At 52.0% G+C, this 22,519-nt stretch carries 22 protein-coding genes, 2 tRNA genes and 1 other RNA gene; 14 read left to right on the top strand and 11 right to left on the bottom strand.

All coding sequences use genetic code 11. The features are described from left to right. Positions 1 to 74: 74 nt before the first annotated feature. Both rprA and ydiK read right to left on the bottom strand, forming a co-directional pair. Positions 75 to 182, bottom strand: an RNA gene (rprA, locus tag ABIB59_RS00755) — antisense sRNA RprA. Between the two features lie 174 nt (positions 183 to 356). After that, the gene (gene ydiK / locus ABIB59_RS00750) at positions 357 to 1,469 is read right to left on the bottom strand and encodes an AI-2E family transporter YdiK (RefSeq protein WP_041851590.1); all 1,113 of its coding nucleotides are present in this window, start codon (positions 1,467 to 1,469) and stop codon (positions 357 to 359) included. 194 nt (positions 1,470 to 1,663) lie between these two features. Here ydiK and ydiJ point away from each other — a divergent pair, with 194 nt between their 5' ends. The 3 genes from ydiJ to lpxP all read left to right on the top strand — a co-directional run bounded on the left by ydiJ (position 1,664) and on the right by lpxP (position 6,254). Then, complete coding sequence (gene ydiJ, locus ABIB59_RS00745) at positions 1,664 to 4,720, top strand: D-2-hydroxyglutarate dehydrogenase YdiJ (protein ID WP_107223169.1); 3,057 nt, start codon at positions 1,664 to 1,666, stop codon at positions 4,718 to 4,720. After that, the gene (menI, locus tag ABIB59_RS00740) at positions 4,717 to 5,127 is read left to right on the top strand and encodes a 1,4-dihydroxy-2-naphthoyl-CoA hydrolase (RefSeq protein WP_354033653.1); all 411 of its coding nucleotides are present in this window, start codon (positions 4,717 to 4,719) and stop codon (positions 5,125 to 5,127) included. The genes ydiJ and menI overlap by 4 nt, the downstream gene beginning before the upstream one ends. A 209-nt stretch (positions 5,128 to 5,336) precedes the next feature. Continuing rightward, a complete protein-coding gene (lpxP, locus tag ABIB59_RS00735; RefSeq protein WP_041851587.1) occupies positions 5,337 to 6,254 on the top strand; it encodes a kdo(2)-lipid IV(A) palmitoleoyltransferase in 918 nt (305 codons plus the stop codon). Between the two features lie 183 nt (positions 6,255 to 6,437). Here the strand turns inward: lpxP and ABIB59_RS00730 are convergent, their stop codons facing one another. Further along, positions 6,438 to 6,647: a hypothetical protein gene (locus tag ABIB59_RS00730; protein WP_041851586.1), complete on the bottom strand. Its 210-nt coding sequence runs from the start codon at positions 6,645 to 6,647 to the stop codon at positions 6,438 to 6,440. A 187-nt stretch (positions 6,648 to 6,834) separates the two neighbouring features. Here ABIB59_RS00730 and zinT point away from each other — a divergent pair, with 187 nt between their 5' ends. The 10 genes from zinT to ldtE all read left to right on the top strand — a co-directional run bounded on the left by zinT (position 6,835) and on the right by ldtE (position 16,356). Continuing rightward, positions 6,835 to 7,485: a metal-binding protein ZinT gene (gene zinT, locus ABIB59_RS00725; RefSeq protein ID WP_354033650.1), complete on the top strand. Its 651-nt coding sequence runs from the start codon at positions 6,835 to 6,837 to the stop codon at positions 7,483 to 7,485. A 116-nt stretch (positions 7,486 to 7,601) separates the two neighbouring features. Continuing rightward, a complete protein-coding gene (leuE, locus tag ABIB59_RS00720; protein ID WP_079498107.1) occupies positions 7,602 to 8,240 on the top strand; it encodes a leucine efflux protein LeuE in 639 nt (212 codons plus the stop codon). 501 nt (positions 8,241 to 8,741) lie between these two features. Continuing rightward, positions 8,742 to 9,353, top strand: coding sequence for a histidine phosphatase family protein (locus ABIB59_RS00715; protein WP_079498106.1), 612 nt, complete (start codon positions 8,742 to 8,744; stop codon positions 9,351 to 9,353). A 373-nt stretch (positions 9,354 to 9,726) separates the two neighbouring features. Then, on the top strand, positions 9,727 to 10,095 hold the full coding sequence (gene sufA, locus ABIB59_RS00710) for a Fe-S cluster assembly scaffold SufA (RefSeq protein WP_041851582.1): 369 nt from the start codon (positions 9,727 to 9,729) through the stop codon (positions 10,093 to 10,095). Between the two features lie 8 nt (positions 10,096 to 10,103). Then, positions 10,104 to 11,588, top strand: coding sequence for a Fe-S cluster assembly protein SufB (gene sufB / locus ABIB59_RS00705; RefSeq protein ID WP_041851581.1), 1,485 nt, complete (start codon positions 10,104 to 10,106; stop codon positions 11,586 to 11,588). Between the two features lie 16 nt (positions 11,589 to 11,604). Beyond that, a complete protein-coding gene (sufC, locus tag ABIB59_RS00700) occupies positions 11,605 to 12,351 on the top strand; it encodes a Fe-S cluster assembly ATPase SufC (RefSeq protein ID WP_041851580.1) in 747 nt (248 codons plus the stop codon). Beyond that, positions 12,326 to 13,597, top strand: coding sequence for a Fe-S cluster assembly protein SufD (gene sufD / locus ABIB59_RS00695; RefSeq protein ID WP_110295474.1), 1,272 nt, complete (start codon positions 12,326 to 12,328; stop codon positions 13,595 to 13,597). The genes sufC and sufD overlap by 26 nt, the downstream gene beginning before the upstream one ends. Then, positions 13,594 to 14,814 (top strand): cysteine desulfurase SufS, encoded by a 1,221-nt coding sequence (gene sufS, locus ABIB59_RS00690; protein ID WP_107223167.1) that lies wholly within the window; start codon positions 13,594 to 13,596, stop codon positions 14,812 to 14,814. The genes sufD and sufS overlap by 4 nt, the downstream gene beginning before the upstream one ends. Positions 14,815 to 14,827: 13 nt before the next feature. After that, entirely contained in the window at positions 14,828 to 15,244 is a 417-nt protein-coding gene (gene sufE, locus ABIB59_RS00685; RefSeq protein WP_041851577.1) for a cysteine desulfuration protein SufE, read from the top strand. Between the two features lie 95 nt (positions 15,245 to 15,339). Further along, on the top strand, positions 15,340 to 16,356 hold the full coding sequence (ldtE, locus tag ABIB59_RS00680; RefSeq protein ID WP_041851576.1) for a L,D-transpeptidase LdtE: 1,017 nt from the start codon (positions 15,340 to 15,342) through the stop codon (positions 16,354 to 16,356). A 68-nt stretch (positions 16,357 to 16,424) separates the two neighbouring features. On the opposite strand, the gene ABIB59_RS00675 is transcribed toward ldtE, so the two are convergent. The 4 genes from ABIB59_RS00675 to ABIB59_RS00665 form a co-directional block, all read right to left on the bottom strand. Beyond that, positions 16,425 to 16,661 carry a major outer membrane lipoprotein gene (locus ABIB59_RS00675; RefSeq protein WP_007374746.1) on the bottom strand — a complete coding sequence of 79 codons (237 nt, stop codon included), beginning with the start codon at positions 16,659 to 16,661 and terminating at the stop codon, positions 16,425 to 16,427. A 308-nt stretch (positions 16,662 to 16,969) separates the two neighbouring features. Beyond that, positions 16,970 to 18,382 (bottom strand): pyruvate kinase PykF, encoded by a 1,413-nt coding sequence (gene pykF, locus ABIB59_RS00670; protein WP_041851575.1) that lies wholly within the window; start codon positions 18,380 to 18,382, stop codon positions 16,970 to 16,972. A gap of 14 nt (positions 18,383 to 18,396) precedes the next feature. Further along, the gene (gene ynhH / locus ABIB59_RS26325; RefSeq protein ID WP_418904026.1) at positions 18,397 to 18,621 is read right to left on the bottom strand and encodes a protein YnhH; all 225 of its coding nucleotides are present in this window, start codon (positions 18,619 to 18,621) and stop codon (positions 18,397 to 18,399) included. A 257-nt stretch (positions 18,622 to 18,878) separates the two neighbouring features. Beyond that, on the bottom strand, positions 18,879 to 19,670 hold the full coding sequence (locus ABIB59_RS00665) for an inositol monophosphatase family protein (RefSeq protein ID WP_041851574.1): 792 nt from the start codon (positions 19,668 to 19,670) through the stop codon (positions 18,879 to 18,881). Between the two features lie 311 nt (positions 19,671 to 19,981). Here ABIB59_RS00665 and ABIB59_RS00660 point away from each other — a divergent pair, with 311 nt between their 5' ends. After that, a complete protein-coding gene (locus ABIB59_RS00660) occupies positions 19,982 to 21,037 on the top strand; it encodes an NAD(P)-dependent alcohol dehydrogenase (RefSeq protein WP_041851573.1) in 1,056 nt (351 codons plus the stop codon). Positions 21,038 to 21,124: 87 nt separating this feature from the next. Here the strand turns inward: ABIB59_RS00660 and ABIB59_RS00655 are convergent. The 4 genes from ABIB59_RS00655 to ABIB59_RS00640 form a co-directional block, all read right to left on the bottom strand. After that, a tRNA-Val gene (locus ABIB59_RS00655) sits at positions 21,125 to 21,201 on the bottom strand. A gap of 10 nt (positions 21,202 to 21,211) precedes the next feature. Further along, positions 21,212 to 21,288: transfer RNA gene (locus tag ABIB59_RS00650), tRNA-Val, on the bottom strand. Positions 21,289 to 21,603: 315 nt separating this feature from the next. Next, on the bottom strand, positions 21,604 to 21,759 hold the full coding sequence (locus ABIB59_RS00645) for a hypothetical protein (protein WP_354034133.1): 156 nt from the start codon (positions 21,757 to 21,759) through the stop codon (positions 21,604 to 21,606). A 361-nt stretch (positions 21,760 to 22,120) separates the two neighbouring features. Then, the gene (locus ABIB59_RS00640; protein ID WP_079498100.1) at positions 22,121 to 22,405 is read right to left on the bottom strand and encodes a hypothetical protein; all 285 of its coding nucleotides are present in this window, start codon (positions 22,403 to 22,405) and stop codon (positions 22,121 to 22,123) included. Between the last annotated feature and the right edge of the window lie 114 nt (positions 22,406 to 22,519).

Here is a 22,519-nt window from a genome sequence, read left to right as displayed (position 1 = left end):
TGAGGCGCGACAGACGTAACCGCGTCACAGAGTTCTTCCCCGCAGGTTAACCTGCCTCACCGCCTGTTTGAGGGATAAAAAAAAGCCCATCGTGGGAGATGGGCAAAGACTACACACAGCAATTCGTTGTTTCACTCAGGGGATTTCCATGCTTATAAATCAAGGTGTTGATTTATAACCGTGACCTTATAGTAGGCCATCCGGGATTTTAGCGTCGATCAGATTCGTCTCATTAGTTAAACGGCGGTTAAGATTTTGCGGGGAAAACTGCGCAAACCTCCGGTCAGGAGGCTTGCGCACGGGAGGGACAGTAAATAAATGATTAGCAGTGCTTCATAATCATCGAAGCTGGCGTATCAGATGCGGGTGTCATCTGCATCGTGTATCTCTTCCAGCGCGTCATTTTCCTCCGGCCCTGGCATGGGCGCTTCGTTAACCCAGGCGGAAAAGAGTCGCCATGAAACAGCCAGTAACACAGGACCAATAAACAGCCCGATCATCCCAAATGCCACCAGGCCGCCAATAACGCCGGAAAGAATCAGTATCATCGGCAGATCGGCCCCCATACGAATCAGCATGGGACGAATAAAGTTATCCAGCGTGCCGACCACGCAACTCCAGACCAGTAACACCGTGCCCCATGTTGAGTCGCCGCTCCAGTAGAGCCAGATAATCGCAGGCACCAGCACAACCAACGGGCCCAGTTGTACCAGACACGTCATCAACATAATGACCGTGAACAGCGTGGCGTATGGCACTCCTGTCACCGCCAGGCCAATTCCTCCCAGAACCGCCTGTACCAGCGCGGTGACAACCACGCCAAGCGCGACAGCACGGATGGCCTGCCCGGCCAGCAGAACCGCAGCATCGCCGCGTCTGGCCGCCAGACGATAGGCAAAATGGCGAATCCCCTGTGCGACCTGCTCGCCGCGCCAGTACAGCAGGGCGCTAAATAGCAACATCAGGGCACAATGCAGCATAAAGCGACCGATATGTGCCGCCTGACCGACAAACCATGTGGTGGTCGTGCCGACATAAGGGCGTACTTTGGCAAGTATCGCGCTGCCGCCCATATCCAGCAGGTTGTGCCAGCCGCTATACAGCTTGTCACCGATCAGCGGAATACTGTTCAGCCACTCCAGGGTCGGCGGAGTCATTTCACCCGATGTAATGGCCTGAATGACCGGACCGCTGTTATCCACCAGGCTATTAACCAGTAGCGCGACCGGAAGAATAAACAGCAGAATTAATAACAATGTCATCACGATGACAGCCAGTGAACGGCGACCAAACAGCGCGCGCTGTACGCGCAGAAGCACCGGCCAGGTGGCAATAACCACGGTACCCGCCCAGGCGAAACCAAGAATAAAAGGCTGAACGATCCACAAACAGGCGATGATCATAAGGGCTAAAAACAGTACCGACAGCATCACCTGCGGCACATCCCGGGACTGCGATTGAAAGGCCATAAAACGTAATCACCTTAAGTGAGAGGATGCGAAATCAGTAAAGATAATGATTAATGATTTCAGCGGTTTTTGACAGTCTGATTCTGCCCGTAATTCTGGTGGGCGCATAAGAAAAAAATGTGATACAACGATGGATGCTGCAAGCAAACGATTAACTATTCACAACTACTAACAGTCAGGCAGGGTCAAGAGTAATGATCCCACAGATTTCTCAGGCACCGGGTGTCGTTCAATTGGTGCTGAATTTTTTACAGGCACTGGAGCAACAAGGTTTTACCGGCGATACCGCCACAAGTTATGCCGACAGGCTGACCATGGCGACCGACAACAGTATCTACCAATTGTTACCCGATGCCGTTGTCTTTCCCCGTTCTACTTCTGATGTCGCCTTAATTTCACGCATCGCGGCGGAAGCGCGTTTTCAGTCGCTGGTGTTCACACCGCGCGGCGGCGGCACTGGCACAAACGGTCAGGCGCTGAACCAGGGCATCATCGTTGATATGTCCCGCTATATGAACCGCATTATGGAGATTAATCCTGAGGAAGGATGGGTGCGGGTTGAAGCGGGCGTCATCAAAGATCAACTCAACCAGTTTCTTAAACCCTACGGCTATTTCTTCGCGCCGGAACTGTCCACCAGTAACCGTGCGACGTTGGGTGGCATGATCAATACCGATGCTTCCGGTCAGGGATCGCTGGTCTACGGAAAAACGTCCGACCATGTCCTCGGCGTGCGGGCCGTATTGCTTGGCGGCGATATTCTGGACACCCAACCGGTGCCCGTTGAACTGGCGCAGACGTTGGGTAAAGCAAATACCGCAGTGGGGCGCATTTACCGCACCGTGTTCGAACGTTGCCGGGACAACCGTCAACTGATTATCGATAAATTCCCCAAACTCAACCGTTTCCTCACGGGGTACGACCTGCGCCATGTCTTCAATGATGAGATGACCGAGTTTGACCTGACCCGAGTGTTGACGGGCTCGGAGGGAACGCTGGCATTCATTACCGAAGCGCGGCTGGATATCACCCGTCTGCCGAAAGTGCGCCGTCTGGTAAATGTGAAATACGATTCGTTCGACTCCGCGCTGCGTAATGCCCCGTTTATGGTGGAAGCGCGCGCACTGTCGGTTGAAACGGTCGATTCAAAAGTCCTCAATCTGGCGCGTGAAGACATCATCTGGCACTCCGTAAATGAACTCATCACCGATGTGCCGGATAAGACCATGCTAGGTCTGAACATTGTCGAGTTTGCCGGTGATGATGAGGCGTTAATTAATGAGCAGGTTACCTCTCTGTGCGCTCGCCTGGATTCCCTGATGGCGGAAGGGGCGGGCGGGGTGATTGGCTGGCAGATTTGTGACGACCTGGCGGGCATTGAGCGTATCTACGCGATGCGTAAAAAAGCTGTCGGCCTGCTGGGCAATGCGAAAGGGGCGGCAAAACCGATCCCGTTCGCAGAAGATACCTGTGTGCCACCGGAACACCTTGCGGACTACATCGTCGAGTTTCGCGCATTGCTTGACAGCCATGGCTTGAGCTATGGCATGTTCGGTCATGTGGATGCGGGCGTATTGCATGTGCGTCCGGCGCTCGACATGTGTGACCCGCAACAAGAGGTTTTGATGAAGAAAATCTCCGATGATGTGGTGGCGTTAACGGCCAAATACGGTGGCTTGCTGTGGGGTGAGCACGGTAAAGGTTTCCGCGCCGAATACAGCCCGGCGTTCTTTGGTGCGGAACTGTACGCAGAGCTGCGCAAAGTGAAGGCTGCATTTGACCCGGCAAACCGTCTCAACCCGGGTAAAATTTGTCCCCCTGAGGGGATTGATGCGCCGATGAAGCAGGTAGATGACGTGAAGCGCGGTAGCTTCGACCGGCAAATCCCGATTGCCGTGCGCTCATCCTGGCGTGGGGCGATGGAGTGCAACGGCAACGGCCTGTGCTTCAACTTCGACGCCAAAAGCCCTATGTGCCCGTCGATGAAAATTTCCGGCGATCGTATCCATTCGCCGAAAGGTCGCGCCACGCTGGTGCGCGAGTGGCTGCGTCTGCTGGCCGATCGCGGTATCGACCCGGTGAAGCTGGAAAAAGAGATGCCGGAAAAACGCGCCAGCCTGCGTTCGCTGATTGAGCGTACCCGCAATAGCTGGCATGCGCGTCACGGCGAGTATGATTTTTCGCATGAGGTGAAAGAGGCTATGTCGGGTTGTCTGGCCTGTAAGGCCTGTTCGACCCAGTGCCCGATCAAGATAGACGTGCCGGAGTTCCGCTCGCGCTTCCTGCAACTTTACCACACACGCTATCTGCGTCCGGTGCGCGATCACCTGGTTGCGACCGTGGAAAGCTACGCGCCGTTGATGGCCCGTGCGCCGAAAACGTTCAATTTCTTTATGAGCCAGCCGTGGGTGCGTTCGCTTTCACAAAAACATATTGGCATGGTGGATCTGCCACTGTTGTCTGTTCCCTCATTACAACGGCAGATGATCGGCCACCGTTCGGCGAACCTGACGCTGGAACAGCTTGAAACATTGAGCGATGCGGAAAAAGCGACTACGGTGCTGGTGGTGCAGGATCCATTCACCAGTTACTACGATGCGCAAGTGGTGGCCGATTTCGTTCGTCTGGTGGAAAAACTGGGCTACCAGCCCGTTGTCCTGCCCTTTTCGCCGAATGGCAAAGCGCAGCATATCAAAGGCTTCCTGCAGCGTTTTGCGAAAACCGCACAGAAAACTTCGGATTTTCTCAACCGAGTTGCGCAACTGGGCATGCCGATGGTGGGAGTCGACCCGGCGCTGGTGCTCTGCTACCGGGATGAATACAAGCAGACGCTCGGTGAGAAGCGTGGCGATTTTCACGTCATGCTGGTACACGAATGGTTGCCTTCTGCACTGGAAGGGCGTGAGAATCGCGCTATCAGCGGTGAATCCTGGTACCTGTTTGGCCATTGTACTGAGGTGACAGCGCTGCCTGCTTCCGTTTCGCAATGGACGTCCATTTTTGCCCGTCTGGGCGCGAAGCTGGAAAACGTTAGCGTAGGGTGCTGCGGCATGGCAGGAACCTATGGACATGAAGTCAAGAACCACGCTAACTCATTGGGGATTTACGAGTTGTCCTGGCATCAGGCGCTACAACGTTTACCCCGTAGCCGCTGTCTGGCGACAGGCTACTCCTGTCGCAGCCAGGTGAAACGCGTGGAAGGAAATGGCGTACGCCATCCGTTGCAGGCGCTACTGGAGATAATAGGATGATCTGGAAACGTGAGGTAACCCTTGACGCGCTCAATGCGATGGGCGAGGGCAATATGGTAGGACTGCTCGATATCCGTTTTATTGCAATTCATGACGACTCGCTGGAAGCAACAATGCCGGTTGATAGCCGCACACATCAGCCGTTTGGTTTGCTGCATGGCGGCGCTTCTGTGGTGCTGGCGGAGTCGCTGGGTTCCGTTGCCGGATATTTATGTACCGAAGGTGAGAAGAAAGTGGTTGGTATAGAGGTGAATGCCAACCATATTCGTTCCGTACGGAGCGGGCGTGTGCGTGGCGTCTGTCGTGCACTGCATACCGGTAGCCGCCATCAGGTATGGCAAATTGATATTTACGATGAGCAAGATAAATTATGCTGCACTTCGCGCCTCACCACTGCGGTCATCTGAGATAAATTTGCGACAGGGAAACCTGTCGCAAAAATTCATATTTTCTTCATTCATTTTCACATTCAGACTTGTCCATTCGTGCTATATTGGGCGGGTTTGAAAACCGCTTCGATGGCCATCGAAGCCAGACGCTGTAACGCATAAAGACCTAATGAAGTGATTCGTTGTTTCCTTAAGCGCTACTCCCTACAGGCTTACAGGTAACAATAATGCATTCATCATTTAAACGGGCGTTTTTACATCCACGCCACTGGGGCACATGGGCAGGGCTTGGCCTGCTTTGGTTGCTCGTTCAACTGCCTTATCCTCTTCTCTCCCGTCTGGGAGAAACCCTCGGGAAATTAGCCCGTCCTTTTCTTAAACGTCGCGAACGTATTGCCCGCCGCAATCTGGAACTTTGCTTTCCAAATATGAGCGATGAACTCCGCGAAGCAATGATTGAGAAAAACTTCATGTCGCTCGGCATGGCGCTGTTTGAAACCGGTATGGCCTGGTTCTGGTCTGATAGCCGGGTGCGCCGCTGGTTCGACGTTGAAGGTTACCAGAACCTTGTTGCCGCACAGGCAAGCCAGCGTGGCGTGATGGTCGTCGGTGTCCATTTTATGTCGCTGGAGCTCGGTGGCCGCGTGATGGGGCTGTGCCAACCGATGATGGCGACCTACCGTCCACATAACAGTGAGTTGATGGAGTGGGTGCAGACGCGAGGCCGTATGCGTTCCAATAAATCGATGATCGACAGACGTAATCTGAAAGGTCTGGTGAGCGAACTGAAAAAAGGCGAGGCCGTCTGGTTTGCCCCCGATCAGGATTACGGCAGCAAGGGCAGCACCTTCGCGCCATTTTTCTCTGTCGAAAACGCGGCAACCACCAACGGTACTTATGTGTTATCCCGTCTTTCCGGAGCTTCAATGTTAACGGTGACCATGGTGCGTAAGGCTGATCGCTCAGGTTATTCGCTGCATATCGGCAAGGCGATGACCGATTACCCAGCGAAAGATGAACACGAAGCCGCAAGCTATATCAATAAAGTCATTGAACGTGAGATTCTGCGCGCGCCGGAACAGTATCTGTGGATCCATCGTCGCTTCAAAACCCGCCCGCCAGGAGAAGCTTCGCTGTACCTGTAATTCCTACCCCCGGTCGGCGCACAGCCGGCCGGTTACTGGTTCGCAAGAACGGACTCCGCCGGTTTTTCTCCTGACAAAAAACGATATCGTCCCCCATCCACCCACGATGGATCTGCCAATATTGCTTACGGAGCAGCACACTGCGCCTTTCGCGAAACGTCAAATTTTCGCGGCGATAGCGTATTAATCGAGCTCCGGAATCGCCACTTTTTTGAGCTTAATGACGAAGTGATTTTCATGACGGGTAATTTTCGCGCCGTCGTCACAATATTCGGTTGAGAGTTGAAAAAACGCATCCGCGTCAACATCGAACGCCAGTTCGATTTCACTGTACTTCCCTGAGTTAAGCATCTGATAAACTTGCTTTAAGCTGTGTGCTTTGGCTATCGACATGATAAAAGAACCTCAGAAGTGATGACGAAGTGGTTAAAACCTGACCATTGGTTTATAGCAGGCAATGGCGAAATTTCCATCTGATAAGCAGGGGGCAGCACGTAACGTTAACAGGGAAATTTTACATCTTGAATAATGTTATATTATAACATAACATTTCTTCTTTTCGTAAACCGAGGGACGGATTTTGGTCAGCCATTTTGCAAAAACAACGATAGTTCTGGGGACGCTTTTAGTAAGCGCGAATGCCTTTTCTCATGGCCACCATTCGCACGGAAAACCGTTGAGTGAAATTGAGGAAAAAGCGGCGAACGGTGAATTTAACGATAGCGATGTCAGGGACAGAAAGCTGACCGACTGGGACGGTATGTGGCAGTCTCTCTATCCTTATCTGCAAAGCGGCGATCTGGATCCGGTGTTGCGGAAAAAGGCAGAGAAAGACAAGCGTAAATCGTTCGATGAACTGAAAGCGTACTACCGCAAGGGATACGCCACCGATATCGATACAATCGGTATTGAAAATGGGGTAATGGAATTCCATGTCGGCGACAAGGTGAGTGCCTGTAAATATGATTACGCCGGGCATAAAATCCTGACGTATACCTCCGGCAAGAAGGGCGTGCGTTACCTGTTCGAATGTAAAGATGCCAGCAGTAAGGCGCCAAAGTTTGTGCAGTTTAGCGATCACATTATTGCACCGCGCACTTCCACGCATTTCCATATCTTTATGGGTGATACCTCTCAGGAGGCGCTGCTAAAAGAGATGGACAACTGGCCAACTTATTACCCTTATCAGCTTAAAAAAGATCAGATTGTTGATGAGATGCTTCACCATTAATGGAAAATCTGTGCCCGCTTCGGCGGGCCTTTTGTGTCTTCCTGCGCTTTAGTTTCTCCGCCGGCTCTTGTAGCATAGGCCGCTCATCGGCTTTAACGGTATTTGCAGGAGGCAAAGTGTTTGCCGAATATGGTGTTATTAGTTTTTGGTCTTATTTTATCGGGGCGATTTTCATTATCTTAGTGCCTGGTCCGAATACCTTCTTTGTGCTCAAAACCAGCGTGGCGGGTGGGCTGAAAAATGGCTATGTCGCCGCTGCGGGCGTGTTTATCGGCGATGCGGTGTTGATGTTCCTCGCCTATATGGGGGTGGCAACGCTTATCAAAACAACGCCAGTATTGTTCAATCTGGTCCGTTATCTTGGCGCGTTTTACCTGCTCTGGCTTGGGGTGAAAATGCTCTACAGTGCGCTTTCTCGTAAGGGCAAAAGCGTGAGTGAGCATGAGGTACATAAGGGCGATATCTTCAAGCGTTCGCTGGTACTGAGCCTGACCAACCCGAAAGCGATTTTGTTTTATGTGTCTTTTTTTGTGCAGTTTATCGACATCCATTATACCAACACGGGAATGGCGTTCTTTATTCTGGCCAGTACGCTGGAATTAATTAGCGTCTGTTATTTCAGCTTCCTGATTATCTCCGGGTCCTATGTGACTCAGTTTGTGAAAACGAAAAAACGTCTCGCAAAACTCGGCAACTCATTAATTGGTCTTATTTTTGTCGGTTTTGCCGCCCGGCTGGCAACGCTGCAATCCTGAATAGCATTAAGGCCTGTGTTTAACGGGCTTTATTGCAATGTCCATGCAGGCTCCCGATTCCACTTTTTTTGATGCCAGGGTCAGGATTAATAGTCGTCATCGGTATCTTTTAATCGGGAGCGGATAACGAGGACAGCAAAGATAATGACAATGGCAAGAATGCCCAGGAACCAACGCATGATGACGGCCACTTTGGGTAGAGACAGTGTTCGGTCATCTTATCATTATAAGACTTATGTAATGCATTCATTTCGCGTATGAAAACTATGCATAACTGTGTCTTGTTATTTCGCAATACGCAAGGGTAAACCGTTGACCTGTCGTCGGCGCATCACTGTTCTGCGTCGAATTTTTGCTATCTGGCGCGTCGTCCCGATGCTTTTTTGCTGTGTACAACAACAGCAGTTTTAAAAAACATACTGAATTTCATCATTGCTGCATTGACTGCGAGCATTGATTAAATAACATCGTTTCCCCAACCCTCACTTTTTGTGGTGTGTGATGAAAATCTATCTGGTCCGCCACGGTGAAACCGTCTGGAATGTTGAAAACAGAATTCAGGGGCACCTTGATAGCCCGGTTACGGAGGTCGGTATCAGGCAGATCTCTGCACTGTGTCAGGATCTGGCAGACAAATCCATTACCTCTATTATCGCTTCACCTTTGGGCCGTTCAGTGGCCGCAGCCGGGCAAATTGCCTCGCACTTAGATTGCCCGTTGCACTTTAATCCTGCCCTTGTCGAACGTCATTTCGGCGACTTAGAAGGCAAACGCATTAGCGAACTGACAGAGAAAGAGCGCGCGCAGGCTGAGGCGATGCTTTCCGGCAGTTTGGCTATCGGGCCGCAAAATGGCGAAGCACTACAGGATGCCACTCAAAGAGTCCTTGGCGCGCTGTCAGGCTTCTCAGCCCGGCAAGGCAATGTGTGCGTTGTTTCCCACGGCCACGTTATCCAGTCAGTTATCAATACCCTGGTGGGGAATAATGCCGACCATTTTGAGCGGTACGCGCATTTAAATGGCGCTTATTCAATTCTGACCTGCCCGGAAAAAGGGCTCACCGTAGAGAAATGGGGCATATCGACCCATCTTTTTTCCCGAAGTAGGCAATGAGCATTTGTTCTGCTGGCGGTTAAATGTGCCGTATCTCGTTGATTATGCGTTTTGTGATGCAGTTAACTTTCTGATATCAGGAAAAGTTTTCGTAGATCCCTTTTTTAGCTCCCTATCTCAAAAATAGGTATTACCTATACATCTTTTACTGACGCAGACAGACCTTCCTTGCTGCTGAAAATAGCTATTATTTATCAAATCATTAAACAATTTTTCACTTATCTGTAAAGCCTTCGCACAGAGTCTATGCTTATACCATGAGCTTAAAAAACGGGCAGTACACGAATAACCCTTCGGAATAGAGGTTGAAGTGATAATCATTATCACTAACATAGTGTTATGTCCTTCATGATTTATGACGTGAGGTAGAACTATGGAATTGCAATCAGAGACGTTCGACCCGGCAGACTTTTCCTGGCGTGGGCTAACCATGACACCCGCCGCCGCAGAACATATTCGCGGATTAACCCGTAAGCAACCCGACCTGCTGGGTGTCCGGCTGGGCATTAAACAGACCGGGTGCGCAGGTTTTGGTTATGTGCTGGACACCGTCACGCAGCCGGATAAAGACGACCTGCTTTTTGAAAATGAGGGTGCACGACTGTACGTGCCGCTCGCGGCGATGCCATTTATTGACGGCACCGAAGTGGACTATGTGCGCGAAGGTTTAAACCAGTTATTCAAATTTCATAACCCGAAAGCCCAGAATGAATGTGGCTGTGGCGAAAGCTTTGGGGTATAGGCGGTACTATGTCTCGTAATACTGAAGCAACAGATGATGTCAAAACCTGGACCGGGAACCTCAACTATAAAGAGGGGTTTTTTACCCGGCTAACCACTGACGAACTGGCGAAAGGCATTAATGAAGATGTCGTGCGGGCGATCTCAGCCAAACGTAACGAACCGGAATGGATGCTGGAGTTTCGCCTGAGCGCATTTCGCGCCTGGCTCGAGATGGAGGAGCCGCACTGGCTGAAAGCCCATTACGCGAAACTCGATTATCAGGATTACAGCTACTATTCTGCGCCTTCCTGCGGAAGTTGTGATGATACCTGTGCTTCGCAGCCGGGGGCCGTTCAGCAAACTGGCGCAAATTCTTTCCTGACGGACGAAGTGGAAGCGGCATTTAACCAACTGGGCGTGCCGGTCCGTGAAGGGCGCGAAGTGGCGGTCGATGCCATTTTTGACTCCGTTTCTGTTGCCACCACTTACCGGGAAAAACTCTCCGAACAGGGTATTATTTTTTGCTCGTTTGGTGAGGCCATTCATGACCATCCTGAGCTGGTGAAAAAATACCTGGGTACCGTCGTGCCCTCCAATGACAACTTCTTTGCGGCGTTGAATGCGGCGGTCGCCTCTGACGGTACGTTTATCTACATCCCGAAAGGGGTGCGCTGCCCGATGGAATTGTCGACCTATTTTCGCATCAATGCTGAAAAAACCGGGCAGTTCGAACGCACCATTCTGATCGCGGATGAAGGCAGTTACGTGAGCTATATCGAAGGTTGCTCCGCACCCGTGCGCGACAGTTACCAGCTTCATGCGGCCGTGGTAGAGGTCATCATCCATAAAGATGCAGAAGTGAAATATTCTACTGTGCAGAACTGGTTCCCCGGCGATAACAACACTGGCGGTATCCTCAACTTCGTGACCAAGCGTGCGCTGTGCGAAGGCGAGAACAGCAAAATGTCCTGGACACAGTCGGAGACCGGTTCAGCTATCACCTGGAAATACCCCAGTTGCATCCTGCGCGGCGATAACTCCATCGGTGAGTTCTTCTCTGTGGCGCTGACCAGTGGCCACCAGCAGGCGGACACGGGCACCAAGATGATTCACATCGGCAAAAACACCAAATCGACCATTATCTCGAAAGGGATCTCTGCCGGTCATAGCCAGAACAGCTATCGCGGGCTGGTGAAGATCATGCCGAGCGCCACCAACGCCCGTAACTTCACCCAGTGCGACTCCATGCTGATTGGCCCGGATTGTGGGGCGCATACTTTCCCGTATGTGGAGTGCCGCAATAACAGTGCGCAACTGGAGCATGAAGCCACCACTTCACGGATTGGGGAAGATCAGCTGTTCTACTGCCTGCAGCGCGGTATCAGCGAAGATGATGCCATTTCAATGATCGTCAATGGATTCTGTAAAGACGTGTTCTCCGAGTTGCCGCTGGAGTTTGCCGTTGAAGCACAAAAATTGCTGGCTATTAGTCTTGAACACAGCGTCGGTTAAGAATTAAGGAATACACATGTTAAGTATTAAAGACCTGCAGGTAAGCGTTGAAGATAAAGAGATTCTGCGTGGCCTGAGCCTGGATGTGCGTCCGGGGGAAGTGCACGCGATTATGGGACCCAACGGTTCCGGCAAAAGTACGCTATCCGCAACGCTGGCAGGACGTGAAGATTATGAAGTTACCGGCGGCAGCGTCGAGTACAAAGGTAAGGATTTGCTCGAACTCTCCCCGGAAGATCGCGCCGGAGAAGGGGTGTTTATGGCTTTCCAGTATCCGGTAGAAATTCCTGGCGTCAGTAATCAGTTCTTCCTGCAAACGGCGCTTAACGCCGTGCGCAAATACCGTGAGCAGGACGAGCTGGACCGCTTTGATTTTCAGGACCTGATGGAAGACAAAATCAAGTTGCTCAAAATGCCGGAAGACCTGCTGACGCGCTCGGTTAACGTTGGTTTCTCCGGTGGCGAGAAGAAGCGTAACGATATCCTGCAGATGGCGGTGCTGGAGCCTGATTTGTGCATCCTCGATGAAACCGACTCCGGGCTTGATATTGACGCGCTAAAAATCGTTGCCGATGGCGTTAACGCGCTGCGTGATGATAAGCGCTCTTTCATTATTGTGACGCACTATCAGCGGATCCTGGATTACATCAAGCCGGACTATGTCCACGTGCTGTATCAGGGGCGCATTGTGAAATCCGGTGATTTCACACTGGTTAAGCAACTGGAGGAGCAAGGTTATGGCTGGCTTACAGAACAGCAGTAACGCGCTGCAACAGTGGCATCATCTGTTTGAGCAACAGGGTGGGGCGCGCTCAGAGCAGGCGCAACAGCATCTGCAACAAATGCTGCGTTTAGGGCTGCCGACGCGCAAACACGAAAACTGGAAATACACACCGCTCGACGGTTTACTAAATAGCCAGTTTGTCACCACGGCGGGTGCGTTGAGCGCACAAGAGTGTGATGCACTCGCATTGCCGGTTGATGCCCTACGCCTGGTGTTTGTGGATGGGTATTACAACGCGACGCTCAGTGATGATATAGCCGGTTCTGGCTTCACCGTGACCATTAACGATGACCGTCAGACTTTGCAGGCCCCGGTGCAGCCGGAGGTGTTTTTACACTTAACAGAAAGCCTGGCGCAAAGCATCACTCATATTAGCGTTGGTCGTAATCAGCGGGCGACCAGGCCGCTTCTGCTGATGCATATCACCCAGGGGCTGGGCGGGGCTGAGATGAATACGGCTCATTACCGCCACCATATCTCACTGGCCGAAGGGGCCGAAGCGACGGTCTACGAACATTATGTCAGTCTGAATACGCATCGCCATTTCACCGGCGCGCGGCTGACCATGGACGTGGCGGCGAACGCCCAACTGCATCATGTCAAACTGGCTTTTGAAAACCCGGAAAGCTACCACTTTGCGCATAACGACATGCGTCTTGGCGCGGATGCAGCGGCGCACAGTCATAGCTTCCTGCTGGGCGGCGCGGTGTTACGCCACAATACCAGTACTCAACTCAACGGTGAAAATACCACGCTGCGTATGAACAGCCTGGCGATGCCGGTGAAATCAGAAGTGTGTGATACCCGCACCTGGCTTGAGCACAATAAAGGTTATTGCAACAGTCGCCAGTTGCACAAAACCATTGTCAGCGACAAAGGTCGCGCGGTGTTCAACGGGCTGATCAATGTTGCGCAACACGCCATCAAAACTGATGGACAGATGACCAACAACAACCTGTTGCTGGGACGACTGGCGGAAGTGGATACCAAACCGCAGCTGGAAATCTATGCTGATGACGTGAAATGTAGCCACGGTGCAACGGTCGGTCGTATTGACGATGAACAGATGTTTTATCTGCGCTCGCGTGGCATTGACCAGCAGGCGGCACAGAAGATGATCATTTACGCCTTCGCCGCTGAGCTCACCGAAGCGATCAGCGACGAAGCGCTCAGGCAGCAGGTGCTGGCGCGCATTGGCCAACGCCTTGCGGGAGGCTTAGCATGAGTTTTTCCGTTCACAGCGTACGCGCCGATTTCCCGGTCCTGACGCGTGAAGTTAACGGGGTGCCGCTGGCGTATCTGGACAGTGCAGCCAGCGCGCAAAAACCGAATCAGGTTATTGATGCCGAAGCCGAGTTTTTTCGCCACGGCTATGCGGCGGTGCACAGAGGGATCCATACCCTGAGCGCTGAAGCCACGCAGCGCATGGAACAGGTTCGCACGCAAGTCGCCGGTTTCCTGAACGCCCGGTTACCAGAAGAGTTGGTTTTCGTGCGTGGCACCACCGAAGGCATCAATCTGGTAGCCAACAGTTGGGGCAACAGTCAGGTGCGGGCGGGCGACAATATCATCATCAGCGCCATGGAGCATCACGCGAATATCGTGCCGTGGCAGATGCTGTGTGAGCGCGTCGGTGCTGAGCTGCGCGTCATACCGCTCAATATCGACGGAACATTACAACGTGAGGCGCTGCCTGGCTTGTTTGATGCGCGTACGCGGCTGTTGGCGGTCACACAGGTCTCCAATGTGCTGGGAACTGAAAATCCGGTAGCGGAAATGATAGCGCTGGCCCATCAACATGGCGCGAAGGTGCTGATTGATGGCGCGCAGGCCATCATGCATCACACGGTCGATGTGCAGGCGCTGGATTGCGATTTCTACGTTTTCTCAGGCCATAAGCTCTACGGCCCGACGGGGATTGGCGTGCTGTATGCCAAAGAGGACATCTTACAGGCCATGCCGCCGTGGGAAGGTGGCGGCTCTATGATTGCCACCGTGAGTCTGACCGAAGGGACAACCTATGCCAAAGCGCCGTGGCGTTTCGAAGCGGGTACACCCAATACCGGGGGTATTATTGGTCTGGGTGCCGCAATCGATTATGTCAGCGGTCTTGGGCTGGATGCGATTGCTCAATATGAGCAGACGCTGATGCGCTATGCCCTGAATGCGCTGGCGGATGTGCCCGATTTAACGCTCTATGGCCCGCAGGATCGTCTGGGGGTCATTGCCTTTAACCTCGGCAAACATCATGCCTATGATGTGGGGAGCTTCCTTGATAATTATGGTGTGGCCGTGCGAACAGGGCATCATTGCGCCATGCCGCTGATGGCTTTTTATAATGTTCCGGCAATGTGTCGTGCGTCACTGGTGATGTATAACACGCAAGAAGAGGTGGATCGTCTGGTGGCTGGCCTGAAACGTATTCATCAGTTGCTGGGCTAACAGAGAGGCATACATGGCCGTTTTACCCGACAGAGACAAACTACTGCGCAATTTTGGGCGCTGTGCCAACTGGGAAGAGAAGTATCTGTACATCATTGAGCTGGGGCAGCGGTTGCCTGCGCTCAGCGACGAGGCGCACAATCCGGAAAACATTATTCAGGGTTGCCAGAGCCAGGTCTGGATTATCATGCACCGTAATGACGAAGGCATGATTGAGCTGGCGGGCGATAGCGATGCAGCCATCGTCAAAGGGCTTATTGCCATTGTGTTCATTCTTTACCAGCAGATGACCGCGCAGGACATCCTGGCGTTCGATGTGCGCCCGTGGTTTGAAAAGATGTCTTTGACTCAACACCTTACCCCGTCCCGTTCTCAGGGGCTGGAAGCGATGATTCGCGCAATTCGCTCCAAAGCCGCCAACATTAGCTAAACTAAATAGACAGCTTTCATCCTGTTACGCGAGGTGCATCCGCGCCTCGTTGGTTATTCAGCTTTCGGCCTCTGCCGTGATACAGGACATCCAGCATGAAACGCGCGTCTACTATAACATTGTCTCTTATTGGCGCTTTTAGCGCTATTCAGATGGCCTGGGCTGTGGATTATCCGCTCCCACCGGCCGGAAGTCGTCTTATCGGTCAAAACCAGACTTATACCGTTCAGGAGAGCGATAAAAATCTGCAGGCCATCGCCCGGCACTTTGATACGGCGGCAATGCTGATTATCGAAGCCAATAACACTATCGCACCGGTACCCAGAGCGGGTACGGTCGTCACCATTCCGTCGCAAATGCTGCTACCGGATACGCCACGGGACGGGATCGTTGTTAACCTTGCTGAATTGCGGTTGTATTATTATCCACCCGGCAAAGATATCGTTCAGGTCTTCCCGCTGGGGATTGGTCAGCAGGGGCTTGAAACGCCGGTCACAACCACCCGTATCAGCCAGAAGATCCCCAACCCGACCTGGACGCCTACCGCAGGCATCCGCGCGCGTTCGCTGGCGCAAGGCATTGAATTGCCCGCTGTGGTACCCGCCGGGCCAAATAACCCGCTGGGGCGCTATGCGCTGCGTCTGGGGATAGGCAACGGCGAATACCTCATCCATGGTACCAGCGCGCCTGACAGCGTAGGGCTGCGTGTCAGTTCAGGGTGCATGCGGATGAACGCTGCGGATATTCAGTCTCTGTTCTCACAGGTGAATACCGGTACGCGGGTCACCATCCTTAACGAGCCGGTCAAATACGCCGTAGAACCCGATGGACGCCACTATATAGAGGTACATCGACCTCTGTCGCAGAACGTCGGGGAGAATACACAGACGCTGCCTATCTCGTTCCCGGCAGGCCTGGCGAGCACCATAGAGCAGGGTGGTGGTGACAGGGCGCTGATAGACAAAGCGTTATACCGACGTGCGGGTTATCCCGTGGCCATTCCTGCGAACAAAAGCGGCAAGGTAACAACGGAAAGCGTTGTATCGGCACAGAATCGTGATGCCAGTGCAGATGTGAATACGGAAGAGAGCGGGAAGACCGTGACGCAGTAAAAACAGGGAAGGGAAAATCGCAGACAAAAAAATGGCGCACAATGTGCGCCATTTCATCACAGGTACTCTTACTTACGGTAAGAATGAGCCTGGTTATCCAGACGCTGGTTAGCGCGAGCTGCGTCGTCTTTAGCAGCCTGAACGTCGGAACGGATTGCGTTCACGTCGTTGCTCAGCTGGTCAACTTTAGCGTTCAGAGTCTGAACGTCAGAAGACAGCTGATCGATTTTAGCGTTGCTGGAGCAACCAGCCAGCAGAGTAGAACCCAGGATTACCGCGCCCAGTACCAGTTTAGTACGATTCATTATAAATACCCTCTAGATTGAGTTAATCTCCATGTAGCGTTACAAGTATTACACAAAGTTTTTTATGTTGAGAATATTTTTTTGATGGGAATCCACTTAAATTTGATCGTTCGCTCAAAGAAACACCGACTTTGTATAAAACGTTAAAAAAAGTGTGATAAAACAGCAAGCTTCCATCGGATTCATCTTAGATAATAAGCAGTTTAAATAGTGAAATCCGATTTGCTTTTTTATTCGGGGTGACTTCTGATATATAAAAAAAGCGCCCGAAGGCGCTTTTTTAAACACGAATATTCGTCCGGGTATTATTACAGGACGTGTACAGATGCCGTGTTGGTGGTGCCGCTGGAGACCAGTGCGCCGGAAACCATGACCACAACATCGCCTTTCTGCGCCAGACCGCTCTGTACGGCCAGCTCTTTGCCCAGGCGGTAGAAATCATCCGTAGAGGCGATTTCTTCAACCAGTTGCGCGACAACGCCTTTGCTCAGTACCAGCTGACGAGCGGTGGTTTCGTTAGTGGTCAGCGCCAGGATGGTGGCATCCGGGAAGTATTTACGTACTGCACGTGCAGATTTACCGCCCTGGGTTGCAACCACGATCAGCGGGGCATCCAGTTTTTCAGCCGTTTCAACCGCACCACGGCACACCGCTTCGGTGATACGCAGTTTGCGGCTGTCGTTGTTGAAATCCAGACGGCTGGTCATGACGCGATCGGTACGTTCGCAGATGGTCGCCATGATGGTCACTGCTTCCAGCGGGTACTTACCTTTTGCGGATTCACCAGACAGCATGACTGCGTCGGTGCCGTCGAGGATGGCGTTCGCCACGTCACCTGCTTCCGCACGGGTCGGACGCGGGTTCTTGATCATAGAGTCCAGCATCTGGGTCGCGGTGATAACCACTTTACGCGCGCGGATACATTTCTCGATCATCATCTTCTGCGCGAAGATCACTTCTTCAACCGGAATTTCTACGCCCAGGTCACCACGCGCAACCATGATACCGTCAGAGGCTTCGAGGATTTCGTCGAAGTTATTCAGACCTTCCTGGTTTTCGATTTTGGAGATGATCTGGATATTCTCGCCGCCGTGCGCTTTCAGGTGCTGACGAATTTCTTCCACATCAGAACGCTTACGGATGAAAGAGGCAGCAACAAAGTCAACGCCTTGTTCGCAACCGAAGATCAGGTCTTGTTTATCTTTTTCAGCCAGCGCTGGCAGAGCGATGGATACGCCTGGCAGGTTAACGCCTTTGTTTTCGCCCAGGTCACCGTTGTTCAGTACTTTACAGATGACTTTGTTGCCTTCGATGGCGGTGACTTCCATGCCGATCAGGCCGTCGTCAACCAGTACCGTGTTACCAACCTGCAGATCGCTGGTGAAACCTTCGTAGGTTACTGCAACGGTTTCCGTGTTGCCGATAACCGTTTTGTCGGTGGTGAAGGTGAAAGTCTGGCCCGCTTTCAGCGAAACATCATTACCGCCTTCGAGTTTGATTGTGCGGATTTCCGGACCTTTAGTGTCCAGCAGAATCGCCGCTTTTTTACCGGTTTTGCTCATTACGTTGCGCAAGTTCTGGATGCGCTGGCCGTGCTCAGCATAGTCACCGTGAGAGAAGTTCAGACGCATTACGTTCATTCCTGCGTCCAGCATTTTTGCTAACATCTCTTCGGATTCGGTTTTCGGACCGATGGTGCAAACAATTTTGGTCTTTTTCATGACAGTCTTAGTCTTTAAGTTGAGAAGGATATGGAAATCACGCTCCGGTTAGTGCGAAGCTTCGGAGTCAAACCTGTGTTACGAAAGTTGCGATGCCACAGCCTAAGGATAGGTGACATCAAAAAAGCGTGCAGAGTAATGTGTGCCTGTGTTTCAGCCCAGCCGGGAAAGTCATAATGTAATGGTTGAGTTTTACAGTTCAATGAGCTGAAACCATTCAAGAGTGAATAGAATGCCATTATACGATGAAAATCGGGCAAAAGGAAAATGAAAACGCTGTTTCAAAAATCATCTGGGCAGTTTCACAACGAAGTGTTATCAACGTGTTAAGTTATCACAAAATTGAATTTGCCTTGTTGACGTGAAACTAAAACCTTTGCCCACAAAAAGGCAAAGGTTCAGTAAGGGATACGGATAAAGCAACTATCGATTTATGCTAACAAATTTGAAACAAATACTCAGGCGTTCGGCATACGATGGCCACAGCTTAACCGATTTAGCTATGAAGCAGTTTCAGCGCGTGAGCATGAACCTCGGGGCAACCCGCCGCCAGAACATGCCCGCCCGCCTCAGGACGACCACCGCTTAAAGTGGTTACAACGCCGCCTGCCTGCTCAATGATGGGGATTAACGCCACAATATCATAGGGTTGCAGGGAATATTCCAGACAGAGATCAATCTGTCCGGCAGCCAGCATCGCCATGGCATAGCACTCCCCGCCGTAACGTGTCATGAGCGCGGCGTCATCCAGCGCAGCAAAATTAACCTCCGGGAAACGGGAAACCGGTTCAGGCGAGGTGATGTGCAAAATCGCCTGGTCCACAGAGAGTCCTTTTCGGGTGTTCAGTGGAGCGGTTCCCTGTGGGCCACTGCGCCAGGATTGCCTGCCATCTGCCCAAAAACGTTCACCGGTAAACGGTTGGCTCATCATGCCCAGATGCCCACGGCCTTCGACGGTCAGGCCAATGAGCGTTCCCCATACCGGAATACCACACAGGAACGGCCGGGTACCGTCAACGGGATCCAGCACCCACTGCAACGGCCCGCTTCCGGTGATCCCGAATTCTTCGCCCATAATTGAATGGTCAGGATAGCGGGCGTCAATGATGGCGCGAATGGCGCGTTCAGCTTCGCGGTCCGCATCGGTCACAGGATCAAAGCGATAACCCTCTTTCGGTTTTGTGTCTACATGCAGATTTAACTGCGAGCGAAAACGCGGCAATGTCTGTTTGTCTGCCGCATCAGCAAGTTCATGCAAAAAAGCGATGTCGGGTACAGCGTGGTTCATGATTGAGTCCTCATCAACGAAATTAGCGTCAGTCTTCCATGCTCGTTATTGCTCGATTGTGCATTTTTATTGATTTTTCTTCAAATGATTCTGATGAGTTTGTTGCGCAATTAATAGAATCAAGAAGTTGCTCGAAATAAAGTGAACATGATCGAGCGTGTCGGTTCTTACGGTCTCACCGTTACCGGATGACAGAAAGTGCAAAGCGCAGGACATACAGACAATGGATACTCAAACACCAGACGTCGTGGACGTATGTACCGTCTCAGGACGAATCCTAGTCAATTATGTCAGAACCCGGAGTGATAAAGATGACGATAAAAGTACTTGGCTATGCCGCACAATCGAGTAAGGCTCCCCTTGCTCCGCACTATTTTGAGCGTAGGGATCCCAGAGCGGATGATGTGGTTATCGATATTCTGTATTGCGGCGTGTGCCACTCAGACTTACACCAGGCGCGCAACGACTGGGGGTTTAGCCAGTACCCGCTGGTGCCGGGGCATGAGATCGTCGGCCGCGTCACCCGTGTAGGTCCGGGCGTGAGTAAATTTAAGGCCGGAGATTTAGTGGGGATCGGTTGCATGGTGGATTCCTGCCGTGAGTGTTCCTCCTGTAAGCAGGGGCTTGAACAATATTGCGAAGAGGGCAACATTCAGACGTACAACGGCATTGACCGCCATGACCACATGCCGACCTACGGCGGTTATTCGCGCTCTATTATCTGTAGTGAAGATTTCGTGTTGCGCATCCCGGAAAACCTTGATGTACAAGCCGTTGCGCCGTTACTTTGCGCGGGCATTACCACCTGGTCGCCGCTGCGTCGTTGGGGCGTAAAAGCTGGCAGCAAGGTCGCCGTCATTGGTCTGGGCGGGTTAGGGCATATGGCGCTGAAACTGGCGCATGCGATGGGGGCGGAAGTCACGTTGTTCACCCGCTCACCGGGTAAAGAGGCGGATGCGCGGCAACTGGGTGCGCAACACGTGGTGCTCTCGACCGATCCGCAACAGATGGACGCCGTGAAAGGGCAGTTTGAGCTGATTATCGACACCGTACCTTATGCTCATGATATCAATCCGTATATGCCAACACTGACGCTGGACGGCACACTGGTGTTCGTTGGTCTGTTAGGCGATATTGAACCGGCGGTCAGTACATTACCGATGATTCTGGGGCGTCGTTCTGTATCCGGTTCGTGTATCGGCGGTATTGCCGAAACGCAGGAGATGCTCGATTTCTGCGGTAAGCACAATATCACGGCGGATTCAGAGGTGATTCGCATGGACCAGATCAACGATGCCTTTGAACGTTTGCTGAAAAGCGATGTGAAATACCGCTTCGTGATCGATATGCAGACGCTGGTGGAATAAGGTCATACTAAAGGCTTCGGTCAACGCCGGGGCCTTTTTTGAAGGCTGATAAATAAGAGAGAAGAAAAAACAGAAGAAACGCTTGAATGGTGCGTCCGAGTGGACTCGAACCACCGACCCCCACCATGTCAAGGTGGTGCTCTAACCAACTGAGCTACGGACGCACTAAAGAGATGGTGCGTTCAATTGGACTCGAACCAACGACCCCCACCATGTCAAGGTGGTGCTCTAACCAACTGAGCTATGAACGCATTGTTGTGCCTGACAACGGGGACGAATATTAGCGGCAGCCTTGTAATGTGGCAAGAAGAAAATCGCTATTTTCTACCGGAATGCGCCCGACTGCGGAACTTTTATACATGAACGGCATATTTCACTGATGTTAAAGGATAATGATTGAGCAGAATGCATTTCCGAAGCATTGCTTTGACGATTATCCGCACAGTACGTGATTTTGCGTCTTCCCTCTGGCCTGCATTTTATGGCGCAAAAAACCGCAATGCGCCATAACCTTCGCTTAACGGACAGGGGTAAGCACCGGTTGACCTGTAAAATAGTCCTGCAGGTTATCTAACACTAACTTGAATACCCCGCGCGATTGCCATCAGCAGTGCCATCGCATGATCGGCGACGGAGGTATCATTGGTCCCCGGTCCATGGGTGATGGTGATATTTCGCGCTTTTGCAGCCGATACATCGATATTTTCATACCCGGCACCCAGCGCGCAGATGATGTCGAGTTTCGGGAGTGCTGTGAGGCATTGAGGCCGGTCGAACCGTTGGTGAGGACGGTGCGGATGCGCTCGCCGTCGTGTTCTACAACCTTCACGCGATCCGACGCTGTGGGGGCATAGTGTATTTCAAAGCACGCGGCCGCAAGCCGGGAAAGGTGCTCTGATGCAAGTTCAATCGTAACAAGAAAAGGGTCGACATAACGGTGCCTTCGTATACTCAACTGACTTCAAGGGGAGGGTTAACGCATTCAGGAATCTGCGGGAGATATATAGCCTGAGAATGATCCGCATGCTGCACAAAAGCATGCGACGGCCGGGGGCTGTCGCAAGACAATTGTGTGACAAAAAATCAGGTGAGATAAAACAGATGAATCAGCACCGCGCCAATCAGCAGCCAGCAGGGAAGCGAGAAATAAAAGACGCTTTTATTGTCACGTTCGCTTTTCATGACGAGCAACACCACAAATGCGCTGACCAGTAGCGCGATGAAGACGAGTGTGAGTGGCTGGCTGACGGCAATCATCTTCAGGGCGACAAACAGAAGCAGAGTGGAGGCAATGGTAAAGAGCTTGATTTTTCGCGTGAAAGCCACGAAACCTACAACAAAGTAAACTAACGCAACAATGCCAGCCATCAGGCACTCCTTTTGCTGAATTTCTCTCGTTTCACCAGGATGTTTTGCATATCTTCGCGCATTGAAAGCCGGTCGCCTGGCAAGGAAACGTAACCGCCCGATGACGGCTACGCC

This window comes from Citrobacter sp. UYEF32, assembly GCF_040546205.1.
Lineage (GTDB): Bacteria > Pseudomonadota > Gammaproteobacteria > Enterobacterales > Enterobacteriaceae > Phytobacter > Phytobacter diazotrophicus.
This window is presented reverse-complemented; position numbering and strand designations above follow the sequence as displayed.